19 protein-coding genes and 2 pseudogenes are annotated in these 23,536 nt (G+C 35.9%); 3 read left to right on the forward strand and 18 right to left on the reverse strand.

From position 1 onward, the window contains the following. Nucleotides 1–47: 47 nt before the first annotated feature. The 15 genes and pseudogenes from ACQKIH_RS13675 to ACQKIH_RS13745 form a co-directional block, all read right to left on the reverse strand. A pseudogene (locus ACQKIH_RS13675) lies at nt 48–152 on the reverse strand (RNA-guided endonuclease TnpB family protein); the annotation flags it as partial. Between the two features lie 16 nt (nt 153–168). Then, nucleotides 169–639, reverse strand: a complete 471-nt coding sequence (locus ACQKIH_RS13680) for an HAD family hydrolase (RefSeq protein WP_427766872.1) — start codon at nt 637–639, stop codon at nt 169–171. A 217-nt stretch (nt 640–856) separates the two neighbouring features. Continuing rightward, nucleotides 857–1,266: pseudogene (locus ACQKIH_RS13685) on the reverse strand (sodium:solute symporter family transporter); the annotation flags it as partial. Nucleotides 1,267–1,537: 271 nt separating this feature from the next. Continuing rightward, nucleotides 1,538–2,731: a M20 metallopeptidase family protein gene (locus ACQKIH_RS13690; protein WP_427766874.1), complete on the reverse strand. Its 1,194-nt coding sequence runs from the start codon at nt 2,729–2,731 to the stop codon at nt 1,538–1,540. 12 nt (nt 2,732–2,743) lie between these two features. After that, entirely contained in the window at nt 2,744–4,273 is a 1,530-nt protein-coding gene (locus ACQKIH_RS13695) for an AbgT family transporter (protein WP_057982617.1), read from the reverse strand. 352 nt (nt 4,274–4,625) lie between these two features. After that, the gene (locus ACQKIH_RS13700) at nt 4,626–6,326 is read right to left on the reverse strand and encodes a methyl-accepting chemotaxis protein (RefSeq protein WP_427766877.1); all 1,701 of its coding nucleotides are present in this window, start codon (nt 6,324–6,326) and stop codon (nt 4,626–4,628) included. Nucleotides 6,327–6,959: 633 nt separating this feature from the next. Further along, nucleotides 6,960–8,735, reverse strand: a complete 1,776-nt coding sequence (locus tag ACQKIH_RS13705) for an aminopeptidase P family protein (RefSeq protein ID WP_427766879.1) — start codon at nt 8,733–8,735, stop codon at nt 6,960–6,962. Further along, entirely contained in the window at nt 8,719–9,840 is a 1,122-nt protein-coding gene (gene eutH / locus ACQKIH_RS13710; RefSeq protein ID WP_427766881.1) for an ethanolamine utilization protein EutH, read from the reverse strand. Before eutH ends, ACQKIH_RS13705 begins: the two co-directional genes overlap by 17 nt. Further along, nucleotides 9,833–10,420 carry a helix-turn-helix domain-containing protein gene (locus ACQKIH_RS13715; RefSeq protein WP_427766884.1) on the reverse strand — a complete coding sequence of 196 codons (588 nt, stop codon included), beginning with the start codon at nt 10,418–10,420 and terminating at the stop codon, nt 9,833–9,835. The genes eutH and ACQKIH_RS13715 overlap by 8 nt, the downstream gene beginning before the upstream one ends. 705 nt (nt 10,421–11,125) lie before the next feature. Further along, a complete protein-coding gene (locus ACQKIH_RS13720; protein ID WP_427766920.1) occupies nt 11,126–12,310 on the reverse strand; it encodes a thiolase family protein in 1,185 nt (394 codons plus the stop codon). A 9-nt stretch (nt 12,311–12,319) separates the two neighbouring features. Beyond that, nucleotides 12,320–13,066: a 3-hydroxybutyrate dehydrogenase gene (locus tag ACQKIH_RS13725; RefSeq protein WP_427766887.1), complete on the reverse strand. Its 747-nt coding sequence runs from the start codon at nt 13,064–13,066 to the stop codon at nt 12,320–12,322. Next, nucleotides 13,059–14,024: a 3-hydroxyacyl-CoA dehydrogenase family protein gene (locus ACQKIH_RS13730; RefSeq protein WP_427766889.1), complete on the reverse strand. Its 966-nt coding sequence runs from the start codon at nt 14,022–14,024 to the stop codon at nt 13,059–13,061. Before ACQKIH_RS13730 ends, ACQKIH_RS13725 begins: the two co-directional genes overlap by 8 nt. A gap of 18 nt (nt 14,025–14,042) precedes the next feature. After that, nucleotides 14,043–15,353 carry a GntP family permease gene (locus tag ACQKIH_RS13735; RefSeq protein ID WP_057989415.1) on the reverse strand — a complete coding sequence of 437 codons (1,311 nt, stop codon included), beginning with the start codon at nt 15,351–15,353 and terminating at the stop codon, nt 14,043–14,045. Between the two features lie 17 nt (nt 15,354–15,370). Beyond that, a complete protein-coding gene (locus ACQKIH_RS13740) occupies nt 15,371–16,012 on the reverse strand; it encodes a 3-oxoacid CoA-transferase subunit B (RefSeq protein WP_057989417.1) in 642 nt (213 codons plus the stop codon). Then, complete coding sequence (locus ACQKIH_RS13745) at nt 15,999–16,685, reverse strand: CoA transferase subunit A (RefSeq protein WP_057989421.1); 687 nt, start codon at nt 16,683–16,685, stop codon at nt 15,999–16,001. Before ACQKIH_RS13745 ends, ACQKIH_RS13740 begins: the two co-directional genes overlap by 14 nt. A gap of 157 nt (nt 16,686–16,842) precedes the next feature. Between ACQKIH_RS13745 and ACQKIH_RS13750 the strand changes: the two genes are divergently transcribed. Beyond that, entirely contained in the window at nt 16,843–17,388 is a 546-nt protein-coding gene (locus tag ACQKIH_RS13750) for a TetR/AcrR family transcriptional regulator (RefSeq protein WP_427766892.1), read from the forward strand. A 471-nt stretch (nt 17,389–17,859) separates the two neighbouring features. Here the strand turns inward: ACQKIH_RS13750 and ACQKIH_RS13755 are convergent, their stop codons facing one another. After that, nucleotides 17,860–19,104: a helix-turn-helix domain-containing protein gene (locus tag ACQKIH_RS13755; RefSeq protein WP_427766894.1), complete on the reverse strand. Its 1,245-nt coding sequence runs from the start codon at nt 19,102–19,104 to the stop codon at nt 17,860–17,862. 196 nt (nt 19,105–19,300) lie between these two features. On the opposite strand from ACQKIH_RS13755, the gene ACQKIH_RS13760 reads away from it, so the two are divergent. Then, nucleotides 19,301–20,593 carry an MFS transporter gene (locus tag ACQKIH_RS13760; RefSeq protein ID WP_427766896.1) on the forward strand — a complete coding sequence of 431 codons (1,293 nt, stop codon included), beginning with the start codon at nt 19,301–19,303 and terminating at the stop codon, nt 20,591–20,593. A gap of 198 nt (nt 20,594–20,791) precedes the next feature. Here the strand turns inward: ACQKIH_RS13760 and ACQKIH_RS13765 are convergent, their stop codons facing one another. After that, nucleotides 20,792–21,175, reverse strand: coding sequence for a VOC family protein (locus tag ACQKIH_RS13765; RefSeq protein WP_427766899.1), 384 nt, complete (start codon nt 21,173–21,175; stop codon nt 20,792–20,794). A 78-nt stretch (nt 21,176–21,253) separates the two neighbouring features. After that, nucleotides 21,254–21,586 (reverse strand): redox protein, encoded by a 333-nt coding sequence (locus tag ACQKIH_RS13770; RefSeq protein WP_427766902.1) that lies wholly within the window; start codon nt 21,584–21,586, stop codon nt 21,254–21,256. Between the two features lie 482 nt (nt 21,587–22,068). Here ACQKIH_RS13770 and ACQKIH_RS13775 point away from each other — a divergent pair, with 482 nt between their 5' ends. Next, nucleotides 22,069–23,418, forward strand: a complete 1,350-nt coding sequence (locus ACQKIH_RS13775; RefSeq protein ID WP_427766904.1) for an MATE family efflux transporter — start codon at nt 22,069–22,071, stop codon at nt 23,416–23,418. Nucleotides 23,419–23,536 lie beyond the last annotated feature (118 nt).

A 23,536-nucleotide genomic window follows, 5' to 3' on the forward strand; every position in this document is an offset into this window, starting at 1 on the left:
ACTCCAAAATAATAAAGTATCCCTTCAATTAGTTTGTACATTTAATTGTGATGGAGAATGTTCATGCGTTGGTTTGCTATCTTTTCATGTAACTTGGCTGCTGCTATACGTTGCTTGGTCCAACGTACAGAACCCTTCTTGCGTCTAGATAGGTTTGCTGTGATTACATCACCCTCGTAAAGTTGTAATCATTCTACTTGGTTTTAATATTAAATCAAAAGCATCTTCAATATCTTTACATACAATATCGGCTTTCATGAAAGATTTTGCAGAACATCCTTCTTCTCCAATAACAATAATGGCTATGCTACAAGTCTCAAACATTTGTCCATCATTAAACCCATTTCCAATACATACGCATTGTTCTGCACCTAACTCTTCTACAATTGCTCGTTTATTTGCTGCAGCATTTGAGTTATCAAATATTTTTATTTCAACAGGTAAATTCGCACATTGAGCCGTTACAGTACCATGCGTGTCAGCAGTTACTACGTGAACTGTTATACCTTTTTTATTGATCGCCTCTAATTTTTCTTGTACTGAAGAAATCAATTTACCATCACAAGCTATCGTCCCATTATAGTCTAATAACAGATTTTTAATTTCTATGATTCCTCTCCCTGGTATATTAATTTCCACGATAAACATCCCCTAATCGCTAGTTTCAATTATATATAATTTTAATTATATTTGTTTTTAGCATTTTTTACCACTAACACTATAAATGAACGCCATAAAAAAATACCTAAACGTTGATTTAACAGCGTTTCGACATTTTGAAATTTTATCAACTTTTTAGATAGTCTGTTGCACTGCCCTGCTTAGTTCATTGTTCTTTCACTGAACCATCATTTAACTAAACATCACCATCTTTATAAACCATTTGCTCTGGATAACGTAGGTTAATAACCGCATCCTGCGGTTCTTGTGTAGGTGGACGCGTTGAGAGTGACACAATAATATTCGTTGCGAAGGCTGCAATCGCTCCGAAAATACCAGCGCCTGTATCAATAATACATAGTATCGTAAAGCCACCATACTTGGCACCGAAAATGTAAAGAAGCGTCACAGTTAAACCGACAAGCAAACCGGCAATTGTTCCTTTTGCATTCGCACGCTTCCACCAGACGCCCAGTACGAGAGCCGGGAAGAATGTACCAGATGCAAGCGCAAATGCCCAAGCAACAATTTGTGTAATTGCACCAAGGGGTTAAGTCCAATAATTCCGGCTAATAATGTTGCAACGACAATCGAAATTCTACCTATTCTTGATTTCCATTCCGACATTCATCATTTAACTAATTAATTCCATTATTGTTACTAATAAGAAAATATCAACTTAATACGTAATATAATGTGAATTAATTTCACGAATTTGAAAATCAATTAACCTATGTAAACACCTAATCTCTCAAAGACCGTGCGTAAAATTGCATAATAGGGTACAAAAAAAGACGCTTGATTTATTAAATCTAAGCGTCTTTAAACTTGTTATTACCATAATATTCTAGACGAAAATTAAACTACAAAAATCAGGTTAATTATTTTCCTTTAAATAATCCAAAGTCGCTTGCCCCAACACATTCGCCGCGATACGCAATGCGCGCTCGTCGATATCGAATTTTGGATGGTGATGTGGGTATACTTCCTCCCAAGCTGGATTTTTTGCCCCTGTGAAGAAGAATGATCCTGGAATTTCCTCTAAGTAGTAAGCAAAATCCTCGCCGCCCATAATCGGTTCAATATATTTAACTGCTTCCACACCAGCCACTTTTTCTGCAGATGCCATCACATGCTCTGTTTCCGCGTCATGATTCACAACTGGTGGATAGCCTCGAACAAATTCGTATTCATAATCTGCCTTCGTTAAATAACATGTCGCCTTTAATAACTCTTCAATTTCACGTTCTAATAAAGCGCGCTCCTCTTCATGGAAAGTACGCACAGTCCCTTTCATATACACTTGGTCTGCAATCACGTTGAAAGGATTTAATGCTTCAATATGTCCAATCGAAACGACTGCCGGACGCAATGGATTAATACGGCGTGATACGAGCTGTTGCAAATTAGTAATAAACTGTGCCGCCAGTACAATCGAATCTTTCGTATCACTTGGGTTCGAACCGTGACCGCCCTTACCTTTAATCGTAATATATACGCCGTCTGCCGCAGCCATTAATGGACCTTTAGCAGAATGTACTTCTCCAAGCTCAATCGGTGCCCATAAATGCGTGCCGAAAATAACATCTACACCTTCTAAACAGCCATCTTGAATCATCGCAATCGCTCCACCAGGCGCAATTTCTTCCGCATGCTGATGAATAAACACAATTGTCCCTGCTAATTCATCCTTCATTTGATTGATTGCTTTCGCTAAAATTAATAATGAAGCTGTATGCCCATCATGCCCACAAGCATGCATACGCCCTTTCATTTTTGATTGGAAAGGTAGGCCCGTTTCTTCTGTAATGGCTAAAGCATCAAAATCTGCACGTAACGCGACTGTTTTTCCTGGTTTGCCACCTACAAGCTTTGCGACAACACCACTCCCACCAACACCTTCACGTACTTCATGGCCTAACGCGCGATGAAATGCCGCAATTGTTTTTGGCGTTTCTACTTCCTCAAATGATATTTCAGGATTTTCATGAAAATAACGACGAAGCTGAATCATCTCTTCTTCGTATTCCTTTAATAGACTAGTTAGCTGCTCTTGTTGTAAAGCTGTCATGGATAACACCCCTTATTTTAAGTAAATATAATCTCCAGGTCCAAGCGGTAAACCGAAGAAGAACCAAATCGCAAATAATAGAATCCAACCGATTGCAAAGAATACCGAGAACGGTAGCAAGGCTGAAATCAGTGTTCCAATACCGATATTCTTATCATAACGCTTTGCAAACGATAATAGTATAGCAAAATAAGCGAGCATCGGCGTAATTGGATTTGTTATCGAGTCCCCTACACGATACGCCATTTGTGTAATCGCAGGAGAATAGCCTAAATAAAAGAACATCGGCACGAAAATCGGTGCTAGTAATGCCCATTTCGCTGATGCACTTGCGATTAATAAGTTAATGAATGCACACATTAAAATAAATCCAATCATTAACGGCAAGCCTGTAAAGTTGAATGCTTGTAAAAGTTCTGCTCCTTTAATGGCTAAAATCGCACCAATATTACTCCAGTTGAAAAAGGCAATCATTTGTGAAGCAGCAAATGCTAATACAATAAACGGTGCTAAATCAGCAATTGATTTAAAAATTTTCTCAGCAACGTCCTTATCATTTTTAACTTCCTTCGCTGCAATACCATATGCAAGACCAGGTAACAGGAAGAAAAATAACATAATCGGGACAATTCCAGACATAAATGGTGAATCTAAGAAGCCACCTGTTTCAGGGTCACGTAATAGCCCATTAGATGGAATGACCGTCATTGCAATAATGATCGCATAAATAAATGCAACGATACCTGCCCATTTTAAACCGCGCTTTTCTAAATCTGTCGCAGGCTCTAACTTTTCAATCTTTCCTTCAAATGTACCGAAGCGAGGTTCAGTAAACTTCTTCGCAACCCATGTACCAATAATGACGATTAAAAACGTGGATACAATTAAGAAGTAATAGTTCATCGTTGCACGACCCTTATACTCCGGATCTGCAATTTGCGCTGCTGACTCTGTAATTCCTAATAATAATACATCGATTGAGTTAATAATAATATTGGCACTGAAACCCCCAGCTACCGCCGCATATGTAATAATTAAACCTGCTAGTGGATTTCGACCAAGACTCATAAAAATCATCGCCGCAATTGGTGGCAAAATGATAAATGCAGCATCAGCGGCAATGTTACCAACTAAACCTGCGAAAATAACAAACGGTACAATTAATTTTGTCGGGGCTGACATGACAAGCTTTTTCATAACAGCTGAAATAAGTCCCGTTTGCTCAGCTAAACCGATACCAATCATTGTCACAACGACTAATCCTAAAGGCGCGAAGCCTGTAAACGTTGAAACCATCTGTGTGACGATTAAAATAAGTCCTTCTTGGCTTAGTAGATTTTTTACTTCAATCACATTGTCTGTACCCGGTTGGACTGCCGAAACACCGAATATTGATAGTATCCATGATAAAAGAAGTACTAAGCCCGCTAGAATGACAAATAGCGTGATCGGGTCCGGTAATTTATTGCCCGCGTATTCAATCTTATCCAACATTTTATCTACCCAAGCTTTTTTTCCCTTTGTTTCCAAATTCCCTTTCATACAATCGCATCTCCTTCTATTACTTTATCCGACGTCACAAGCGTCGCATTATAAATTTTTTACAGTATAAATAAAACGAGATTTCTGTCATATTATACACACATAAAAAAAGCCTTTATAATGGTTTGGCGGTAGTATACCATCCAAAACCAAAACAAAGGACATAAGCATAGCTAATTTTACATGAAAAACATCATTTAAACAACATTTCCCGCCGATTTTCACCATAAAGATAGCCGTTAACCTTTTAGCCTAATTATGTAATGGCTGCCGAAATTCTATACATAGAAAAAAGTGGAATGAATAGCCAGTCATTCTGGTATATCATTCCACATAACTCTTATTTCTAAGATTATACTTTAAATTTTTTTACCATCTCTTGTAACTCTGTAGACAATTCACCTAATACTTGAGCAGATGCTGCAATTTCTTCCATTGTGGCATTTTGTTCTTCGGCTGCGGCAGCTACGGTTTGTGCTTTATCAGACGAATTTTCTGAAAGTGTAGCTATTTCGTCCATTTGCCCTTTAATGCTAATTGTATTCGCACTTAACTGTTCAATTACTGCAGAAATATTTCCTGTTTGAGCTGATACATCTTCAATCATCGAAGAGATACCGTGGAAATTTTCTTCTGACTTTTTAACAAGCGTAATGCCTTCTTCTACTGTAGTAGTAGACACATTCATCGCATTTATAGCTTCTCCTACTTCATGTTGAATAGATACTATAACATCGCGGATTTGGTTGGCAGCAACAGATGAATCTTCTGCTAATTTTCTCACTTCATCGGCTACTACTGCAAATCCTTTGCCATAATCACCCGCCCTTGCTGCTTCAATTGCGGCATTTAATGCAAGTAAATTCGTCTGATCTGCTATCGTTGTAATCAATCCTACAATTTGACTTATTTCCGTAGACTTCTCGCCTAAAGATTGAACAACTTTCGCCGTTGTCTCAGAAGAGTGTTGAATATTTGTCATTTGCTTCATCGTTTGGTCCATCATAGAAGAACCTAATGTTGTATACTCTTTAGTAGAGATCGCTAAATCCGAAACAGATTGAACAGATTGGGATGCCTGATCCATCCCAGTCACCATTTCTGAGATTGCTTCGTTGCTAGTTCTAGCACTTTGTACTTGTCGATCTGCGCCGTCTGATACATCTACCATAGAACTCGTAATTTGGTCGGTTGCTTTACTCGTTTCTTCTGCACTAGCTGACAACTCTTCTGAAGTAGCAGCTACTGTTTGAATGTGATCTTGTAGTCCTTGTATCAATCCTTTTAAATTGGTGTGCATGATATTAAAATCTGTTGCTAATTGACCAATTTCATCTCGATTGTTTATTTGTACTGGCTCTAACCTTAAGTTCCCATCCGCTAATTCTTTAACTTGTACTGATAGAATCTCTACAGGTTTCTTAATAACACGCATAAAGAAGATAACAATACCAATCGTTAGTACGAGAGCAATAACACCAACAACGATTAGCAACAGTACTGTTTTGTTAAAGTCAGCTAGTCCTTCTTTCTGAAGTGCGTCTGCTTGTTGTTCATGCAAGCCGATTAAATAATTCATCTTTTCCTGTGTCTTATCATACATGGCATTTATTTCGAAAGATTTCGCAATTGCCTCATCTACTTTACCTTCATCCACTAAGCTAGTAATTGTTTTCAAACTATCTACATAGACAGCCCAGCTAGATTGGAATGTTTCAAATCCTTCTTCTCCCAGCTTTGTCGTCAATGTTGCTTGATACTCGTTCGAAGCTTGTTCTACTTGTCCAATAATTGATTGTACCTCTTTTAAATATTTGTCTCTGTCTGCTTGATTGTTAGATAACAAAAACTTTTGTGTAGCAATAAGTACATTGTCTGTTTGGATATTTACTTTGTTAGCCATTCGAATCTTCGGCATTATTTCATTATTGATTGTTGTTGTATTTTCATTTAACGTAAAAGAGCTATTGATTGAAAAGACACTTATAAACAAAATAATGAGCATAATTAACGTAAATGAAACCCCTAACTTTCTACCAATTGTCCACTTCATATATTATCTCCTTCTCGATTCTATTTCTAGACCATAAACTCTAAGAATCTTTTTCTATTATTATAATCTATAATTCGACATTTAACGACATGCTATAAAGCCTCTGAATAATTATATTTTCACTATCGAATATGCCGGTAGCTACACTCTCCGCCTTTTGTTCCATGAGCTATATTTTGTAAGTTTTTTTAGTTCATGCTCACGTTTTGGCTTATCCATATATTTTTCTAAAAAAAGTATACCCTAGATTATTCACCAACTAACACAAAATCCATTTCTGTTAAGGTTATTGCGACTAAACATTAACCAAAAGAAAGGATTCTTATAATGACTCAACTATTATTTCAGAAAAACCTAAAGCACCTATTCAAGCATTTAAACGATACAACATTGAAGAGTAAAATTTTATTAAGTATGTAGAATTGGCTTGATATTACAATTTGATCCTCGAAAAAAACATTTGCTTCTTCCCAACTTTAAAACCACCTAAAACGTTGCCTAATCAACGTTTTAGGTGGTCTATTTTATAAAACGCACTTACATATGATACGGTTCTCCGTAACAAAACTAAGTGACTAACATTCATTTTATACTTTAAGGTGAAAAATATTACTTATGTTTAGCAATACCTCTTTATATTGCTCTCGTTTCTTCCATTAGCCAACTGCGCTCTTCTTCATTTAAATAAGGAGCTAGCTTCGTATATACCTCTTGATGATAATTGTTTAACCATTGCTTTTCGCTATCTGTTAATAGTCCTTGATTAATCCCAGCTAAATCAATCGGGCAATAAGTAATCGTTTCGAAATTCATAAATTGACCGAACTCTGTTTTTTCGTCTTCAGCAACTATCATTAAATTTTCAATTCTAATGCCATATTTCCCTTCAAGATAGATTCCTGGTTCGTTCGTAAGGATCATACCTTTTTCTAATGGCACATGATTATTATTTCGTATGCTTTGTGGTCCTTCATGAACATTCAAGAAAAAGCCGACCCCATGCCCTGTCCCACACTTATAGTCAATACCATGCTGCCATATTGGCTGTCTTGCTAAAATATCTAAGTTCGCACCAGTCGAGCCATGTAAATATTTTACCGCGCTAAGTGCAATAAACCCTTTTAACACTAAAGTATAATCTCTTTTCTGTTCATCAGTCAGATTTCCTAAAACAATCGTCCGCGTTATATCTGTTGTACCATCATAATATTGACCACCTGAATCGATTAAAAAGAGGCCTTCATTTTTAAGCATAAATTGCGTTTCTTCATTCGCTTTATAATGCATCATTGCGGCATGTTCTTGATAGCCTGCGATTGTATCGAAGCTCGTTCCCATATACCCTTCCTGCGCTTTTCTAAAACCTTCTAATTTTTGTTCTGCAGCAATTTCTGTAATTTCTTCGTTGTTTACAGCATCTTTTAGCCATTTAATAAATTTCACCATGGCTACACTGTCTTTTATTTGACACTCTTTCATATTTTCTATTTCAACATCATTTTTAATCGCTTTTAAATTTGTTGTGATGTCAGGGTTTTCGCATTTCTTTGTATCGCTATTAATGGCATTATATAAATTGATATTTGTTTTAGTCGCATCTAACATAACGGCATCTTCGCTTGAAAGAGTTTCTAGGAATGTTTGTATTTCATCATTCGCTTTTAACTCGATCCCTTCCGCTTCCAGTTCTAATTTATCCGAAGCAAGGACTTTGCAAGAATCGATAAATAAATAACATGTATGTTCGGCTACAATTACATTAGCAATGACAACAGGACTGTTCGGCACATCCACCCCTCTAATATTCAAAAGCCATGCAATGTCATCAAGAGACGTTAAAATATAATAATTGGCCCCTTTATTTCTCATTTCTTCTCTTACTTCATTTAATTTTTCAACGCGTGATTTACCTGCATATTTTACATCATGCGTGAATAATGGTGTTTTAGGAATTTCTGGTCGATCTTCCCATAGCTCACCAATTAAATCAAGATCCATTTTTAATTGGATGTCCTTTGCTTGTAGATCTTCTGCCATTCTTTTTACTAAGTTCGTTGAAAAAACATTTCCATCAAAGCCGACATTGCTTCCTTCATTCAAAACTTCTGCTAGCCATTCCGAATAAAATGGTACCCCTGGATCGACCATTCTAAATAATCGAATTCCTGAACCCGCAAGCTGCTTTTCTGCTTGAATATAATATCTACCATCTGTCCATAATCCCGCATCTTCTAATGTAATCACGACCGTACCAGCAGAACCTGTAAATCCTGAAATCCATTGTCTACTTTTCCAATGTTCTGCCACATACTCACTTTGATGCGCATCAAAACTAGGAATGATATACGCATCCATTTGATTTTCTTTCATTAACTGTCTTAACTTTTCAACTCTATCCTTGATATTCATGACGAATTCCTCCATTTTCTTTAACACTAATTGTTTTATTTTCACGCTCAAACAGCCATGCAGCAAGTACGATACTCAGTGTTCCAGCTGTAAGTTTTGCGATGATAAACGCGCCTAACATTTCTGGGGCTACTCCTGACACAAATCCAAACTGGCCGCCAAACACAAATGCTCCACTTATCCCAAAGGCCGTACATACCACTTTCCCTTTCGGATTCATTTCTTTAAATGTTCCAAATACCAACAGATTACTCGCTAAACTGCCTAGAATACCTGCTACTGAAGCTGAATTAATGCCCAATTTCTCCCCGATTTCTTTAAAACTCTTATTAAAAATTCGATTAATCAATGCTAACATTGGATAAGCTCCACCTAAGAAAAGTGCGATTTTGGCTACGATTAAAGTAGAGTCAGAGAGTGGTGCTAATCCTGACACGAGCGTTACACCAAATATCACATCTATCCCTTGTAAAAGTAATCCAACCGTACTCAAAGTTATGATTAGCTTCCCAAATACATTAAAAACTTTGATAAAAATAGTAGGAGCTTTTAATAATCCTGCCCCTAATAAAATAGCAAAAACAAATATCGGCACCATATTCCATACTAAAATGTTAATATCTATTTGTTGCCACAAGCCCGCTGCAAGACATCCAATTGGTATCGTAATAATACCAATTAACACACCTTTAGAAAAATATTTTTCATCCTCTTTAGAAAGCATCCCTAACGCAACAGGTATTGAAAAACTAATGGTGGCGCCTAAAGTAGAGGCAATGATAATTCCTGAAAATGCCCCCATTTCCTCTGTTAAAGCCAGCTCATTCGCCATTTGAAAGGCTCCCATATCAACTGCTAATAACGCTGCTGGAACGATTGAAGGATCTAGATTCAATTCTCTAAAGATTGGGACAATTTCAGTTGCTAAAAAGTTGGTAAAGATAGGGGCTAAAGAAAGAATTCCGATCATGCCAAGCCCTAAAGCCCCCATCGTTTTTATGCCTTCCTCAAACTTCTCACCGAGTTTCAAATGATTTCCGGTCATATAATCAATTGCCCCGATTACAAAAAAAGTACCAATTATATATAATACAAATTTATCCATTGTTATGATTACTTTCTAACAACCTACTATTGTAAAGATAGTTAGGCGTATTAACGGCTATCAGCTTGACCTTCTTGTTCGTATAATTTGCCCAATTGTGCGCAATAGTTGAGTCCATATGAACACTGTCACCAGGATATACTTCATGCCTCTTGCCATTTATGTAAACGGTTAATATTCCCTCTAAAACATAAACGAACTCCTCGCCCGCATGCTGATAGGATACGATTTCTTCATCTTGCTTTTGAGGAAGAATTTCGATAAGCCTTGGAACAAGTTGTTTATTTTCCAAATTTGCACTTAAACTATACTTAATAAAACCGCCTTCTACTGAATCCATTATTTCTTGTTCATAACTTCTCAAAACCATATCTTTCTTTTTTAGTGGATAATCAAAAAAATGTGTGACATGGACTTCCAAAATATTAGATAGTTTTTCAAGTGTATCCACCGCTATCGTAGTAAGCCCTCTTTCTAATTGAGACAGAAATCCAACAGATAATTCACTTTTTTCACTTAACTCTTTCAACGTAATTCCTTTGTCAGTCCTCAATTTCTTTATTTCCATCCCTATATTCAATTACCCACCTCTTTTTCATTATTGTGAATAATATAATATATATTAGCGCAATATGCAATATAATGTGAAATTATTTCATTTATGTGAAAATCGTTTTATTAATGTAATCACTTATTTTCTCAAAGACAACCTATAGCATTACACAATTTGGAATGCAAAAAGACGCTTGATCAATTAGATCTAAGCGCCAATAAACGAATGTCGTAATAACGTCCAATTTGGGTCTATTTTTAACCTCATTTACTTATGGTATGATTCGCCACAACTAAGGTAAGCGCGATTTTTAAACGAAAAAAACACTACTACAATTATTCTCAAATACTGATTTGGAAATAATAAAAAACAAAGGTTCCTTCTATACTTTAGGCCTTATTTAGACAACTATAAATGATATGGTATACTAGTTGCTTTATTACATCTAAATAAATTATTAATTCATCTGAGATTTTTGATTTTCATAGATTTTAAGTAAGGAGTCCAATAACGTAAACTCCCCAAATAAACTTAATAATAAATTCAATTTTGTGAGCTCTTCTTTTATCTCAAATTAAATAATGATTATTAAATATCCGTTATCAAAGGTTATTTAATGTTTGAACCAAAACCGTACATTATTTATGTTGGGGTTCATTAAATAATGTACGGCTTTTTATAATTGAACATAGGTATATTTATATGGGGGAATTATTTGAGAAACACATATTTTTACACTGAAGGATTTTCTAAAAGTACTGCGATACCCTGACCACCGCCAATACAAAGACTAGCGACACCATATTTTACACCTCGTTTTTGCATCTCTAATGATAGTGAGTATGCGATTCTAGCACCACTTGCTCCTACTGGATGACCTAAAGCTACTGCACCACCGTTTACATTCACAAGTTCACTGTTTAACCCTAACTCCTTTATGACGGCTAAAGACTGTGCAGCAAACGCCTCATTTAATTCAAACAACCCGATATCATCAGTTGTTAAATTTGTTTGCTTTAATAGCTTTTGAATTGCTGGAACTGGACCAATTCCCATAATTGTCGGATCAACACCTGCAGTTGCAGATGCTACAATTTTTGCTAATGGTTTTAACTGATGCTGTTTTAAATACGCCTCTGAAACTATGACAACTGCTGCTGCACCATCATTGATTCCACTCGAATTACCAGCAGTAACTGTACCACCTTTCTTAAATGCAGGCTTTAAAGTAACTAATTTTTCAACGGATATTTCTGCTCGAATATGTTCGTCTTCTTTAAACTCAAAACTTTTCTTGCCCTTTTTAATTGTTACTGGTACAATTTCTTCTTCAAATCTACCCGACTTCTGAGCTGTTGCTGCTCGTTTATGTGATTCATATGCAAATTGATCCTGTTCTTCTCTTGAAATTGAGTATTTGTCAGCCAAATTCTCAGCTGTCATCCCCATGCCACACCCAGCTACAGTATCATGTAATGTAGACCAGAGCATATCTACTACGTTTGGTGGCTTATTAGGAGACCCAAAGCGTGTCCCCTGTAAAACATGGGGCGCTTGACTCATATTTTCAGTACCCCCAGCCACACCAACATCGTATATTCCTAAATTAATTTCTTTAGCAACTGTTACAATAGCCTGTAAACCAGATCCACATAAACGATTAACAGTTAATGCTGAGCTTTCGTGAGCTAATCCACTCTTTAAGCCGATATGTCTAGCTAAATATGCCGAAGACTCATTTGTTTGAATAATATTACCGAAGACAATTTCACCTATATCTTCAGTAGCTATTTTCGCGCGTTTAATTGCTTCTTTTGTTGCAACTACACCTAAATCTATATCTGTTGTATTCGCTAATGAGCCACCAAATGTACCAAATGCAGTTCGACTACCACTAATAATATACGCTGTCATAATATTCCTCCTTTACATTCCACCCGAGACATTTAACATTTCACCAGTAATACCTGTTGCATATTTTGATGAAATGAAATAAACACCATCCGCAATTTCTTCTGCTGTGATGAAGCGTTGCATTGCTTGCTTAGGATAAATAATTTCACTTAATGCTTCTGCTTCGGACATGCCTTTATTTTGAGCTAAATCAATTAATTGCTTTTGGAGTAATGGCGTTTTTACAGGTCCTGGTAATACTGCATTAACCGTAATACCATGAGCAGCACCTTCAAGTGCTGCAACGCGCGTTAACCCAATAAGCCCATGCTTTGCAGCAACATAAGCTGCTTTTTCAGGTGTAGCCGTCTCACCATGCACAGAAGAAATATTTACAATTCTTCCGTAATTTTGTTTTTTCATATATGGGAATACGTATTTAGTAATTAAAAATGGCCCCTTTACCATTACATTTTGCAATAAATCCCATTTTTCTTCTGGGAAATCTTCAATCTTATCTCTGTGTTGTAAACCAGCATTATTAACAACGACATGTAACTCTTGTTTCTTACAAATGGAATCAATTACATTTTGTACGGATTGGGCACTTGTTACATCAAGTTCAACAGCAGTTACTTTTCCAGGAAATTCCTCTACCATTTTATTTAATTCTTCAATAGCTAAATCAGCAGCGAAAACATAATCACCTTCATCTACGAATTTTTTTACCATCGCTTGACCTAAACCACCTGCTGCACCTGTAATTAGAATATTACGCATGTTCATGCTCCTTCGCATTAAATATTTTATTGAAAGTGTTTAATTGCTGTACTAACGAACGATCTCTTTCGACCACGTAGCTATCCAAGCTTTTACCTGGGTATTCAAAGAAGCCCTGAGACGTTTTAACTCCGAATTTATTAGCTTGTACTTTGTCTTTTAAAACTTCAAATGAACGGATATTAGATTCTAGAACAGGTTGTAACTGATCTAAAACGATGTTCCAAACATCTAACCCCCCAAAGTCCATTATTTTCAATAATCCACTAGTTGAGAATCTAAAACCTGGACCAGCAAAAATTGCTTTTTCTAAATCTTGCTCTGATACAATGCCATCTTCAAGTAACGCAAGAGCTTCTCTTGCAAGTGCTGTTTGAATACGATTTGCAACTAAACCGGGTACTTCTCTTTTAACTTCAATCGTCACCTTACCTGCTTTTTTCATAAAAGTATCTACTTCGTTATATACTTCTTGTGATGTTTCAGGTGCTTTTAATAATTCAACTAAAGGTACAATATGAGCTGGATTAAAAAAATGAGTTAAAAGAACACGTTGCTTTCTTGATTCACTAATATCCCTAGTAATTTCCGATAATTTTAAACTAGATGTATTTGAGGTTAAAATTGTTTTTTCATCACAAACTTCATCCAGTTGCTTAAAAATTTTCTGTTTCAGTTCTAAATTTTCAGTCGCTGATTCAATTATTAAATCGCAATGCTTTAAATCTTCCATCTTTGTAGTAAATTTTAAGCGATCTATAATTACTTCTTCAGTATCAGTAAATAAAACGCCCTCTTCACGGAAGATTGTTAAGTACGTCTTTAACTTTTCTTTAGCAAGTTCAAACGCTTCACTACGCATGTCTTGAATAGTAACTTGCGTACCGTTTGTAATGAATTGAAACGCAATTCCGAACCCCATTGTTCCAGAACCGATAACACCTACATTTTCCACCATACTGTTACCCCCAAAAAATTAGTATAATAAAACAGCAGCAATTAACATTGGAACCGCAGCAATTAGTGGTGCAATTACTGATACTGCAAAAATATGCTTATATGCTTCCTTATGAGTTAATTTAGAAGCTACTAAAATCGTAATTACTGCACCATTATGTGGTAATGAATCTAACCCTCCAGAGGCAACCGCAGCTACTCGGTGCATAGCTTCTGGGTTTAATCCTAAGTTTAAATATGTTTGGGAAAGTGCTTCCATAGCAATTCCTAAACCACCACTTGACGAACCAGTAATACCAGCTAACGCAGTAGTCGCGATAAATAGTGAAATTAATGGGCTTCCTGGAATATCTGTCATAACATCATTAAAGATTGTGAAGCCTGCTGTAATAGCAATTACTGCACCGTAACCGACATCTGCACTTGTATTAATAATTGGTAATATCGCTGAAGTAGTACCATTATTAATTGTTTCTTTTTTGATTTCGATATTTTTCCAAAATAAAATTGTAGTTAATACAACAACACCCATTAATGTATAGATAATTGGAACTTCAAATAAATTTAAAGTGACTAATAAAGCAATAGGTGGGATTAAACTAAGAATCGGATTCGGTAATTTACGTCCTGCATAAATATCTTTAAGACTTTCTTTTTCATCATTATCAGGGTTTTTCATACCAGAATAAGTTTCGCCTCTTGCTTCAGAGCGTTTTAACGCATACTTCATATACCATAAGTTAATCGCAATAACGAATACCGCTGCGATAATCCCTAATAATGGGGCAGCTGTTACTGTTGTACCTAAATATTTAGTCGGAATGATGTTCTGAACAGATGGTGTACCTGGTAACATCGTCATTGTAAATGTTCCTATCCCAGTAAAGAATGGAGCCATAAACAGATGCCAAGGTATTTCTAATTCTTTAAATAGAGGCTTAGCAATCGGTAATACTGCGAAAATAACTACGAATAGACTAATGCCACCATACGTTAAAAATGCACAAATAATCATTATTGCAACTAATACTTTATATTTGCTATCTTTACCAACAACTTTTAATAGTAAGTTAGCAATTTGACGAGCAGCACCACTATCATCCATTAATTTACCGAATATTGCGGCAAATAAGAATATGAGGAAGTAATTTTTCACATAATTTATAAATCCGGACATATATGTTTCTTGGAATGTTTCCAATATTGGAAATCCATTTGTTACCATTACAAACAAACTGACCACTGGAGCAATAATAATGATACTATAACCACGAAGTGCTAATACAATTAGTAGTACTAATGAGATAACGATTGTAATTAAACTCCACATAGCTAATCCTCCCTATCCTATTTAGTTATTTTTAGTTTTAAAGGAAAACCAATCTTTTCTTCAAGTTCTTCAAAGCTGAATGATCCGTAAATATCTTTTACAATCACTTCGCCATCTTGAAACACGAAATTTGCATATTCTGTTACGAATTGATCAACTTTTCTTTCTCCACTGGATTCTAATGTTAGTTTTTTTACTAATTTTGGTGAACCGTCTTTTGTAAACAGGGTACTAGCAACAATTACTTTTTTTGCACCTGCAACTAAATCCATCGCTCCACCAACTCCTAAAATTGGTTGATTTGGCACAGACCAGTTGGCAATCTCCCCATAACAATCTACTTCTAACGTCCCTAAAACTGCTACATCTACATGCCCTCCACGAATCATTCCAAAAGAAAATGCGCTATCAAAAAATGATGCTTCAGGTGTAATTGTTACTGGTGATTTACTAGCATCAATTAGATCAATATCAATGTTATCTTTATCTGGAGGTGGCCCCATACCAATTAAGCCATTTTCAGTTTGCAAATAAACATTGTGATTTTCAATATATTTTGCTACTAGAGTTGGAATTCCTACCCCTAAATTCACAACATCTCCATCTTGTAATTCTTCAGCTATTTTTTTAGCAATTAGTTCTCTATTATCTAGCTTCAATGTAACTCCCTCCTTGCTTTACATATTTACTTTTCACAATGTAATCTACATAAATATGTGGGGTTACAATTTCTTCTGGGCTAATTTCGCCAATTTCAACAATTTCATCAACTTCAGCAATAACAATTTTAGCTGCTGTTGCCATCATTGGATTAAAGTTACGTGCTGTTGAATGGTAAACTAAATTGCCTGCTTTATCCGCCTTATCCGCTTTTATTAATGCTATGTCCCCTTTGATTGCTTTTTCAAATAAATAACGGACACCGTCAATTTCACGGACTTCTTTTCCTTCGGCCAATTTAGTACCTAATGCTGTTGGGGTATAAAAACCACCAATGCCAGCGCCTCCACAACGAATTGCTTCTGCTAAAGTACCTTGTGGTAAAAGCTCAATTTTTAATTCTCCCTTTGACCATGCTTCTATGGCTTCTTTATTAATAGTGAAAAAAGATCCAATAGCTTTGTCGATTTTCCCAGCCATAAAAACTTTGTGTAATCCTTTCCCATTGTCTCCTAGGTTATTACTAACAACTTCATAGTTACCTGCTTCAAATTTAGCAAGGGCGTCTAAAACTGTTAGTGGTGTGCCGGAAATACCAAAGCCCCCAACAAGTAAACGCATAGAGTCTTCAAAAAGTGTAGATAACTCTTCTGGCTTTCTAAGCTTCTTCATTACTCTCATCCCCTTCATAGACTAGACTGTAGTCTAATGATATAATGGTAATTATAGTAAGTCAATTTAATTTTTTACAAAATAAATACTTAAAGGAGATAATATGTTCAATACCGACAATAAAACTGGGGACGGGATTCAGAAACAACAGCATATAATGACTGTTGCACTAACCCTTTTTGAAAAGTATGGCTATGATAAAATTTCTGTTGATCGTATTGTCAAAGAAAGTAAGACTTCTAAAGGTTCCTTTTATCAACACTTCCCATCAAAGTCTAGTATTTTTATGATGCGCTTTATGGAAATGGATAAAAGCTATGTAAATATATATTCTCAAGTTAGATTAGAGCACCACTTGGCAATTGATCGTTTAGAAGCATTTTGTTTATCCGTTTATACAAGCATTGAAAAAGAGTTGGGAAAGGAATTAATGAGGGTTATATATTCTGCAGCGATCATTGACCAAAAGCATACATTTTTTACAAGCGAAGATCGAAAACTTTTTAAAATTATTTTAGAAATTATAGAGGATGGAGAGAAGGATGGATCATTAGAAGAAGTTATTTCAAAAAAACAATTTTTTCAAGTGATTATCCAAACTTTATTGGGAACTATTTATTATTGGGGACTTCAATATGATAATCAATCTTTAGTAGAAATCGGAACTCCTCTCATTCAACAAATAGTAAAATCTTACAAATGAAAACTTAACTTTTCAATAGCTTACACAGAAACGTATATATAATTTACGTAATTGAGACACGTAATCATCGTTTAAATAAAGCCACCAGTCGTAGGTAAAAACCGACATCTGGTGGCTAACTAGTATAAGAATCCAAGTGATGAAATCATTAATTATCTGGTTTTTTTATTTGTCTTCTATTACGAATAATCTCTTGGTTGGAACCCCAATGAATGTAAAAAATCCATTGCTGGTTATATTCACGCGTTCAAGTAGCTTCGTAAATAACTCTACGTCTAATTCCAACTGATCCCGTTCAATTCTTGAATAAGTTCCTTGTCTTATTAATTATTCAATATCCTAATAAATCACAAAACCACCTAAAACGATGTCATATCAATGTTTCAGATGGTTCTTTTCATTAACCGCGCTTACTTATTATACGGCTCGCCCTATATTATTCTAATCTAAATATAGGGCGAACCATCATAGCTATTTCCCCATAACCTCCCCATAAGCATCCAAAACAAATCGTTTTTCCGGTGTTTCACTAAAATCTTTACAGCCATCCACGGCATATAATATATCTCTTTTGGCGTTTTCAATATCACCTTCTTGAAGATAGCATAAAGCACGAATCGCAAAGGATCGATAAATTCTCACTAAGTCGATTGGATGATGATGAATTTCAGTGAGCATGAGCGATTCTAATTCTTTTTTTGCTTCATCGTATTGCTTCAAATTCCAGTAAGCATAAGCATATTCCCCATTTTTTATTGGGGTTAAAATTTCTTCAGGTACCAGCGTTTCTTTCGTCTTTGAACATATTACCCTCTCATAGTCTTTCTCAATTTGATTCAAATAAATTAAGTTCAGTAATCGTTCGGTATCGGTTTCCCCTGGTTCCTCTAAAATTTCAGTAAATGCGCTTATTTTTTTCAAATAGTATCGGGAATTTTCGGCATCCCCTTTAGAACAATGAATAAGAAATAAGAAACGATAAAAATCATTTAAACGGTATAAAATCTTCTTCTCTTTTGCAATTTTCAAAGCCATTTCTAAATAATGTTCCATTTTTTGTTCATTATTTAATGCCGAATAAACAACGGTAATATTGTAATACAAATCAAGCTTTTCTAACTCATCAATTAAGCCTCCATGGCGTGTTATATACTTTTCCCCTTCTAATAAATAGTCCAGCGCTTCTTCGTATAAATGTTGTTCGAATTTGATCATACATAATCCACTATAACCATTTATTATTTTGGAATAGGCATGGATTTGCTCGTACATTTTTATGATTTTTAAAAAAGGAGTAATGGAAGTATCCATTTTTAAAAGGTACCGTACTGAATAATAACTCTCCAGTAACCGTATTTCCTCATAATTACTACCATTTAACAAGCCCTCTTCAACAAGCGGTTCAATTAAATGCAAAATTTCCTCGCACTTTTCATCGAGTTTCGTTTTATTCAATTCCTTATATAATTGTGAACGCAATTGTTCAACTTCAAGTAAAAGAGAGCGAATCTTTTCATCATCTTTCCCCTGTAACAATTCTGAAACCCCAATGTCTAATTGATTCGCTATGTGCTGCAAGCTTTCTATTGAAGGCTGAGCTTTACCATTTTCAATTAAACTGAGCATGCCTTTTGATAAACGATCCCCAGCTACTTGTGCCAATGTCATTTTTCGTTCTTTTCGTAGCTCTTTAATTTTTGTACCGATATTTAACATAACGTCACCTCATTACAGTCAAGTGTACCAAACTCGAGTAATTAAAGGAATTTTTTTAAGTTTAATTAAACTAAAATGGAGTACCTAACTATACTAATCATTAATTTTTTAATTTAATTAAACTTTTACATTGTAATTACCAATTTTTTGATTTATTATTAGTTTAATTAAATTAAACTAAAGGGGTTGAAATTTTATGAATGAACATGTAATGCACAAAAAAGCGACGTATCATTTATACACGTTCTTAATAAGCAAAATGATTGGTTCACTCGGATCAGGTGTTTATGCGTTTGGGATTAGTATGTATATTCTTTCTTTAACAGGCTCGTCCTTAAGCTTTGCGACAAATATTTTACTCAGTATTTTGCCACGAACAATTATTGCACCAATTGCGGGGTTACTTGGGGACCGGATGCCACGGAAATGGTTAGTTCTTGGAGGGCAAGCTGGGGTTGTGTTATCTGTTGGTGCATTACTGCTTTACACGCACATGGTTGAATTATCATTAATGGCGATTTATATGGCGACATTTTTTAATAGTATTTTTAGTACGTTTTCAAGTGTTTCTTTCTCCGCTTCCATTGCCAATTTAGTAGACGGGGAACGCCTGCAAAAAGCCATGAGTTTCAATCAGTTATCCCTTTCACTTTCAGGTATCGGCGGGCCCGTTTTTGGTGGTATGTTATTTGGATTTGCTTCAATGAGCATCTTTTTAGTTATTTTTATTATCGCTTCCATTATTGCCCTTGTACTAGAAGCTACAATGAATTTTACATTGTATAAAAAAGAGAGCGATGCACCTGCTGAAAAAGAAACGATGCTCCAAAGTCTTAAAGCTGGATTCACTTATGTCAATAAAAGGCGCGTCATTCGTTCAATCTTATTGACGGCGCTATGGTTAAATTTATTCTTTACTTGCATGAATATTGGCGGCAATTATATTTTGCTAACGATTTTAAAGCTAGATCCAACACTGATTGGTATTGTTGAAGCAGGTATGGCCATTGGTATGCTTGTAATGGCGATTTACTTTTCTACGCGTTCAAATGTGAAATTTCCATTATTACTTGTAAAACGCTCAACTTTGCTCATGGCGGTATTAGTGCTTTTGGCTGCCTTACCTTTATTCGTTCACTTTTCAAATAGCGTGAATTTCATCTATTATTTCATCTTAATGTTACTGTTTGGGGCTCTTGGAGTTATAACGAATACGCCAATTGGAGTCATGTTACAAACTTCTATTGAAGAGGAATTTCGTGGTCGTGTTTTCGGAATTGTTGAAATGATGGCCATGAGCATGATGCCTATTGGTACACTTATTTTTGGGATTTTATATGATATTATTCCAGCACAATATATTTTACTTGTAAGTGGCAGCATTTTAGTTCTAATTGTTTTAACATTACTGCGACGGTCAGTCATTGAAATGGCTCATCCAGAGTTAAAAAAACAACAGGGAGAACAAGTAGTTGAGGTTTTAGAATGAAATCAAACGCAAAAATCCACCAAGTACATGAGTTGTACTGGTGGATTTTTTGCTTATTGACTTATCCAATCAATTACGCCGAGGCGTAATTGCGTCCAGATTTTTTTCGAGCTTGCTCGAAAAATCCCTCTTAAAAATCTGTGACATCCGCCGGGGCATTAACTTGATTCAGCCAGGATAGAACCCTGCTGAATCAAGTTAATCAATTGCCGTACATATTTCAATAAAATGACCATCTGGATCTGCAACGTATGCCACTATTTGTCCCCACGGCTTTTTCGTAGGTTCCTTAATAATCGGAACGCCTTGATTTCGTAAACTTTCAATAGTCGCTTCGACATCATCTACAACAAAACCAATTTCAAAAGTTTGTGATTTTACATGAGCTTCTGGCACATCTAATCCTATTTCTTCTTGGACAGATGCGCGCGTATTTATAGATAACGTTGTTGCCCCCGTATCAAATTCCACATACGTTCCTTGTTCCATTTTAATCGGTAATGCTAAAATATCACGGTAAAAATGGATTGTTTTTTCGAAATCATTGACATAAAGAATGATATATTTCATTGCAAGTTTCATGAAATTTCTCCCCGTATTGACGTATTTCAAATAATTGTATCACGATTTCCTTTAAATGTATTATTTACTCGAAAACTATTAATTCAACAACCAATCCATCACGAATTGGAATCCTTGAAATGCGAAATAGATGGCTACTATCACTAGTATGATAACTGTTAAGCAAGAAAACAGCACTGACAACATAATGAATTTTACATTCGGTCCTTTTCTTTTTCCCCACTCCATTTTATTTTCGCTAGTTACAGTATTGATCGTTTCGCAATGCGTGCAGTTTTCCATATATGTACGACTTTGATGCTTTTTTCTGTTCATTATTTGAACGGCTGAAGAAAATTGCGCCTCGTTAAAATCAATCGTCATTTCCTCACCACAATTTCTACATGAAATCGTTACTTTCTTGGCATCCATCCATGACAACTCCTTTACATTCCTCCATTATATCATGTGAAAAATCAAAAAAACTGTTTAAAGTAGTGTGTTCTCTTCCAACAACATTGTGCATAAGGTGATTTACAATTATTCGTAATATGCATTGCAATTTCAGTTGCTTACCAACTCGGACTATCCGACTTTCGAAATTTGTGATACGATACATTTTATTTTGACATGATTCAGCTGGGGTTCAAACCCCAGCTGAAATAGAAGAACTCAGGCTAAGAACGCCGCGTCGTGCGGCAACGCCTGAGTGACCAACATCGTGTTGGCCCAAGCCCCCGGCGGATGTCACAGATTTTAAGGGGGAGCTTTAAAAGAGGAAGTCAGCCTAAAGACGTCACATCGTGTGACAACGGCTGACTGACCCACGTCCTGTGGCCCCGAACTCGAAAAAAAAATCTGGACGCAATTACGCCGAGGCGTAATTGATTCAAGCAAATGAAAGAGTGAAACAAATGGCAAAATCAACTAATGATTTAAGTTTATTTAAATTAACATGGCCCCTATTTTTAGAATTATTTCTATTCATGCTTATGGGGCTCGCGGATACTTTTATGCTAAGCGCAGTGTCAGATGATGCTGTTGCAGGTGTTGGTACGGCCAATCAATTTATCCAAATCGCGATTTTATTACTAGGTGTTATTGGAACAGGTGCTTCTATTGTCGTTTCGCAATACTTAGGTTCTCGATTAGTTGGAGAAGCTTCTAAAATTGCCGCCCTATCCGTGACATTGAATTTAATTATTGGATTCATATTAAGTGGCCTTTTTCTATTACTGTCAGATCAAATTATGCAAATGATGAATTTGCAAGGGGCTGTGCTTGAATTTGCGCAAAGCTATTTAGCTATTGTAGGTGGATTTATTTTTGTGCAAGCTCTTATTACTTCGCTTTCATCTGTTATTCGTGTGCAAGGGTGGACGAAGCAATCGATGTATGTTTCGCTCGGTATGAATATTGTCCACGTAATTTTGAACTACATTTTGATTTTCGGTAAGTTTGGGGCACCTGCATTAGGTGTAGAGGGAGCTGCGATTTCCTCTGTCATCAGTCGGATATTAGCATCCATCGTATTTTTCTGGCTGCTCTATCAAGCGTTGGAAGTTCGCATTAAAATTCAAGATTATTACACATTCACAAAAGATTATATTACAAAAATTTTAAAAATCGGTATTCCTTCAGCACTTGAGCAAGTTCTTTATCAAACAAGCCAAATTGTTCTGCTCTATTATGTAACGTATATCGGGGCTGAAGCATTATCTGCACGCCAATACGCGGTTAATATTTCGATGTTCACCTACTTATTCGCGATGGCAATCGGTATGGGAACGGCTATTTTAGTCGGCCGTTATGTCGGAGCAGGTGAAAAGGATCGCGCGTATCAAAGCGTTTGGTTTAGCGTGAAATCCGCGCTAATCTTTACATTTGTTATGGTCGCACTGGTCACAATTTTCCGCGAACAATTAATCGGTTTGTTTACGGACAATGAGGAAATCATTCAAATTGGAGCAAGTGTCCTTTTATTAAGTGTTTTACTGGAAACTGGACGGACAATAAACATTACCATTATCAATTCTTTACGTGCCGCTGGTGATGCTACATATCCGGTCAGAATCGGTATTGTTTCCATGATTTTTATCGGTTTGTCTCTCGGCTATATTTTTGTCTTTATTTTCGATTTAGGGCTAGTCGGTGTTTGGCTGGCTATTACGTGTGACGAATGGATACGCGCTATTTTAGTTATTATTCGTTGGAAAAGTCGCAAATGGGAACGCTATGCTATAGTTCCTTCCCATAAAAGTTAACGAAAATAAAAACCACAATTCACTGATATGCTCCCCAATAGGTAGACAGATTAAAAAATAAAATCTGTTTATTAAATGGGGAGTTTTCTCATGCCTAAAAAATCATTTTCACCAGATG

The sequence above is a fragment of the Solibacillus cecembensis genome (assembly GCF_050272495.1).
In the GTDB taxonomy this organism is placed as follows: Bacteria; Bacillota; Bacilli; order Bacillales_A; family Planococcaceae; genus Solibacillus; species Solibacillus cecembensis.

Coding starts and splice junctions, on each gene's coding strand:
- ACQKIH_RS13690 (WP_427766874.1), bottom strand. CDS start 2,731: ATGACAGCTTTACAACAAGAGCAGCTAACTAGTCTATTAAAGGAATAC.
- ACQKIH_RS13695 (WP_057982617.1), bottom strand. CDS start 4,273: ATGAAAGGGAATTTGGAAACAAAGGGAAAAAAAGCTTGGGTAGATAAA.
- ACQKIH_RS13700 (WP_427766877.1), bottom strand. CDS start 6,326: ATGAAGTGGACAATTGGTAGAAAGTTAGGGGTTTCATTTACGTTAATT.
- ACQKIH_RS13705 (WP_427766879.1), bottom strand. CDS start 8,735: ATGAATATCAAGGATAGAGTTGAAAAGTTAAGACAGTTAATGAAAGAA.
- eutH (WP_427766881.1), bottom strand. CDS start 9,840: ATGGATAAATTTGTATTATATATAATTGGTACTTTTTTTGTAATCGGG.
- ACQKIH_RS13725 (WP_427766887.1), bottom strand. CDS start 13,066: ATGCGTAATATTCTAATTACAGGTGCAGCAGGTGGTTTAGGTCAAGCG.
- ACQKIH_RS13730 (WP_427766889.1), bottom strand. CDS start 14,024: ATGGTGGAAAATGTAGGTGTTATCGGTTCTGGAACAATGGGGTTCGGA.
- ACQKIH_RS13735 (WP_057989415.1), bottom strand. CDS start 15,353: ATGTGGAGTTTAATTACAATCGTTATCTCATTAGTACTACTAATTGTA.
- ACQKIH_RS13745 (WP_057989421.1), bottom strand. CDS start 16,685: ATGAAGAAGCTTAGAAAGCCAGAAGAGTTATCTACACTTTTTGAAGAC.
- ACQKIH_RS13750 (WP_427766892.1), top strand. CDS start 16,843: ATGACTGTTGCACTAACCCTTTTTGAAAAGTATGGCTATGATAAAATT.
- ACQKIH_RS13755 (WP_427766894.1), bottom strand. CDS start 19,104: ATGTTAAATATCGGTACAAAAATTAAAGAGCTACGAAAAGAACGAAAA.
- ACQKIH_RS13760 (WP_427766896.1), top strand. CDS start 19,301: ATGAATGAACATGTAATGCACAAAAAAGCGACGTATCATTTATACACG.
- ACQKIH_RS13765 (WP_427766899.1), bottom strand. CDS start 21,175: ATGAAACTTGCAATGAAATATATCATTCTTTATGTCAATGATTTCGAA.
- ACQKIH_RS13770 (WP_427766902.1), bottom strand. CDS start 21,586: ATGGATGCCAAGAAAGTAACGATTTCATGTAGAAATTGTGGTGAGGAA.
- ACQKIH_RS13775 (WP_427766904.1), top strand. CDS start 22,069: ATGGCAAAATCAACTAATGATTTAAGTTTATTTAAATTAACATGGCCC.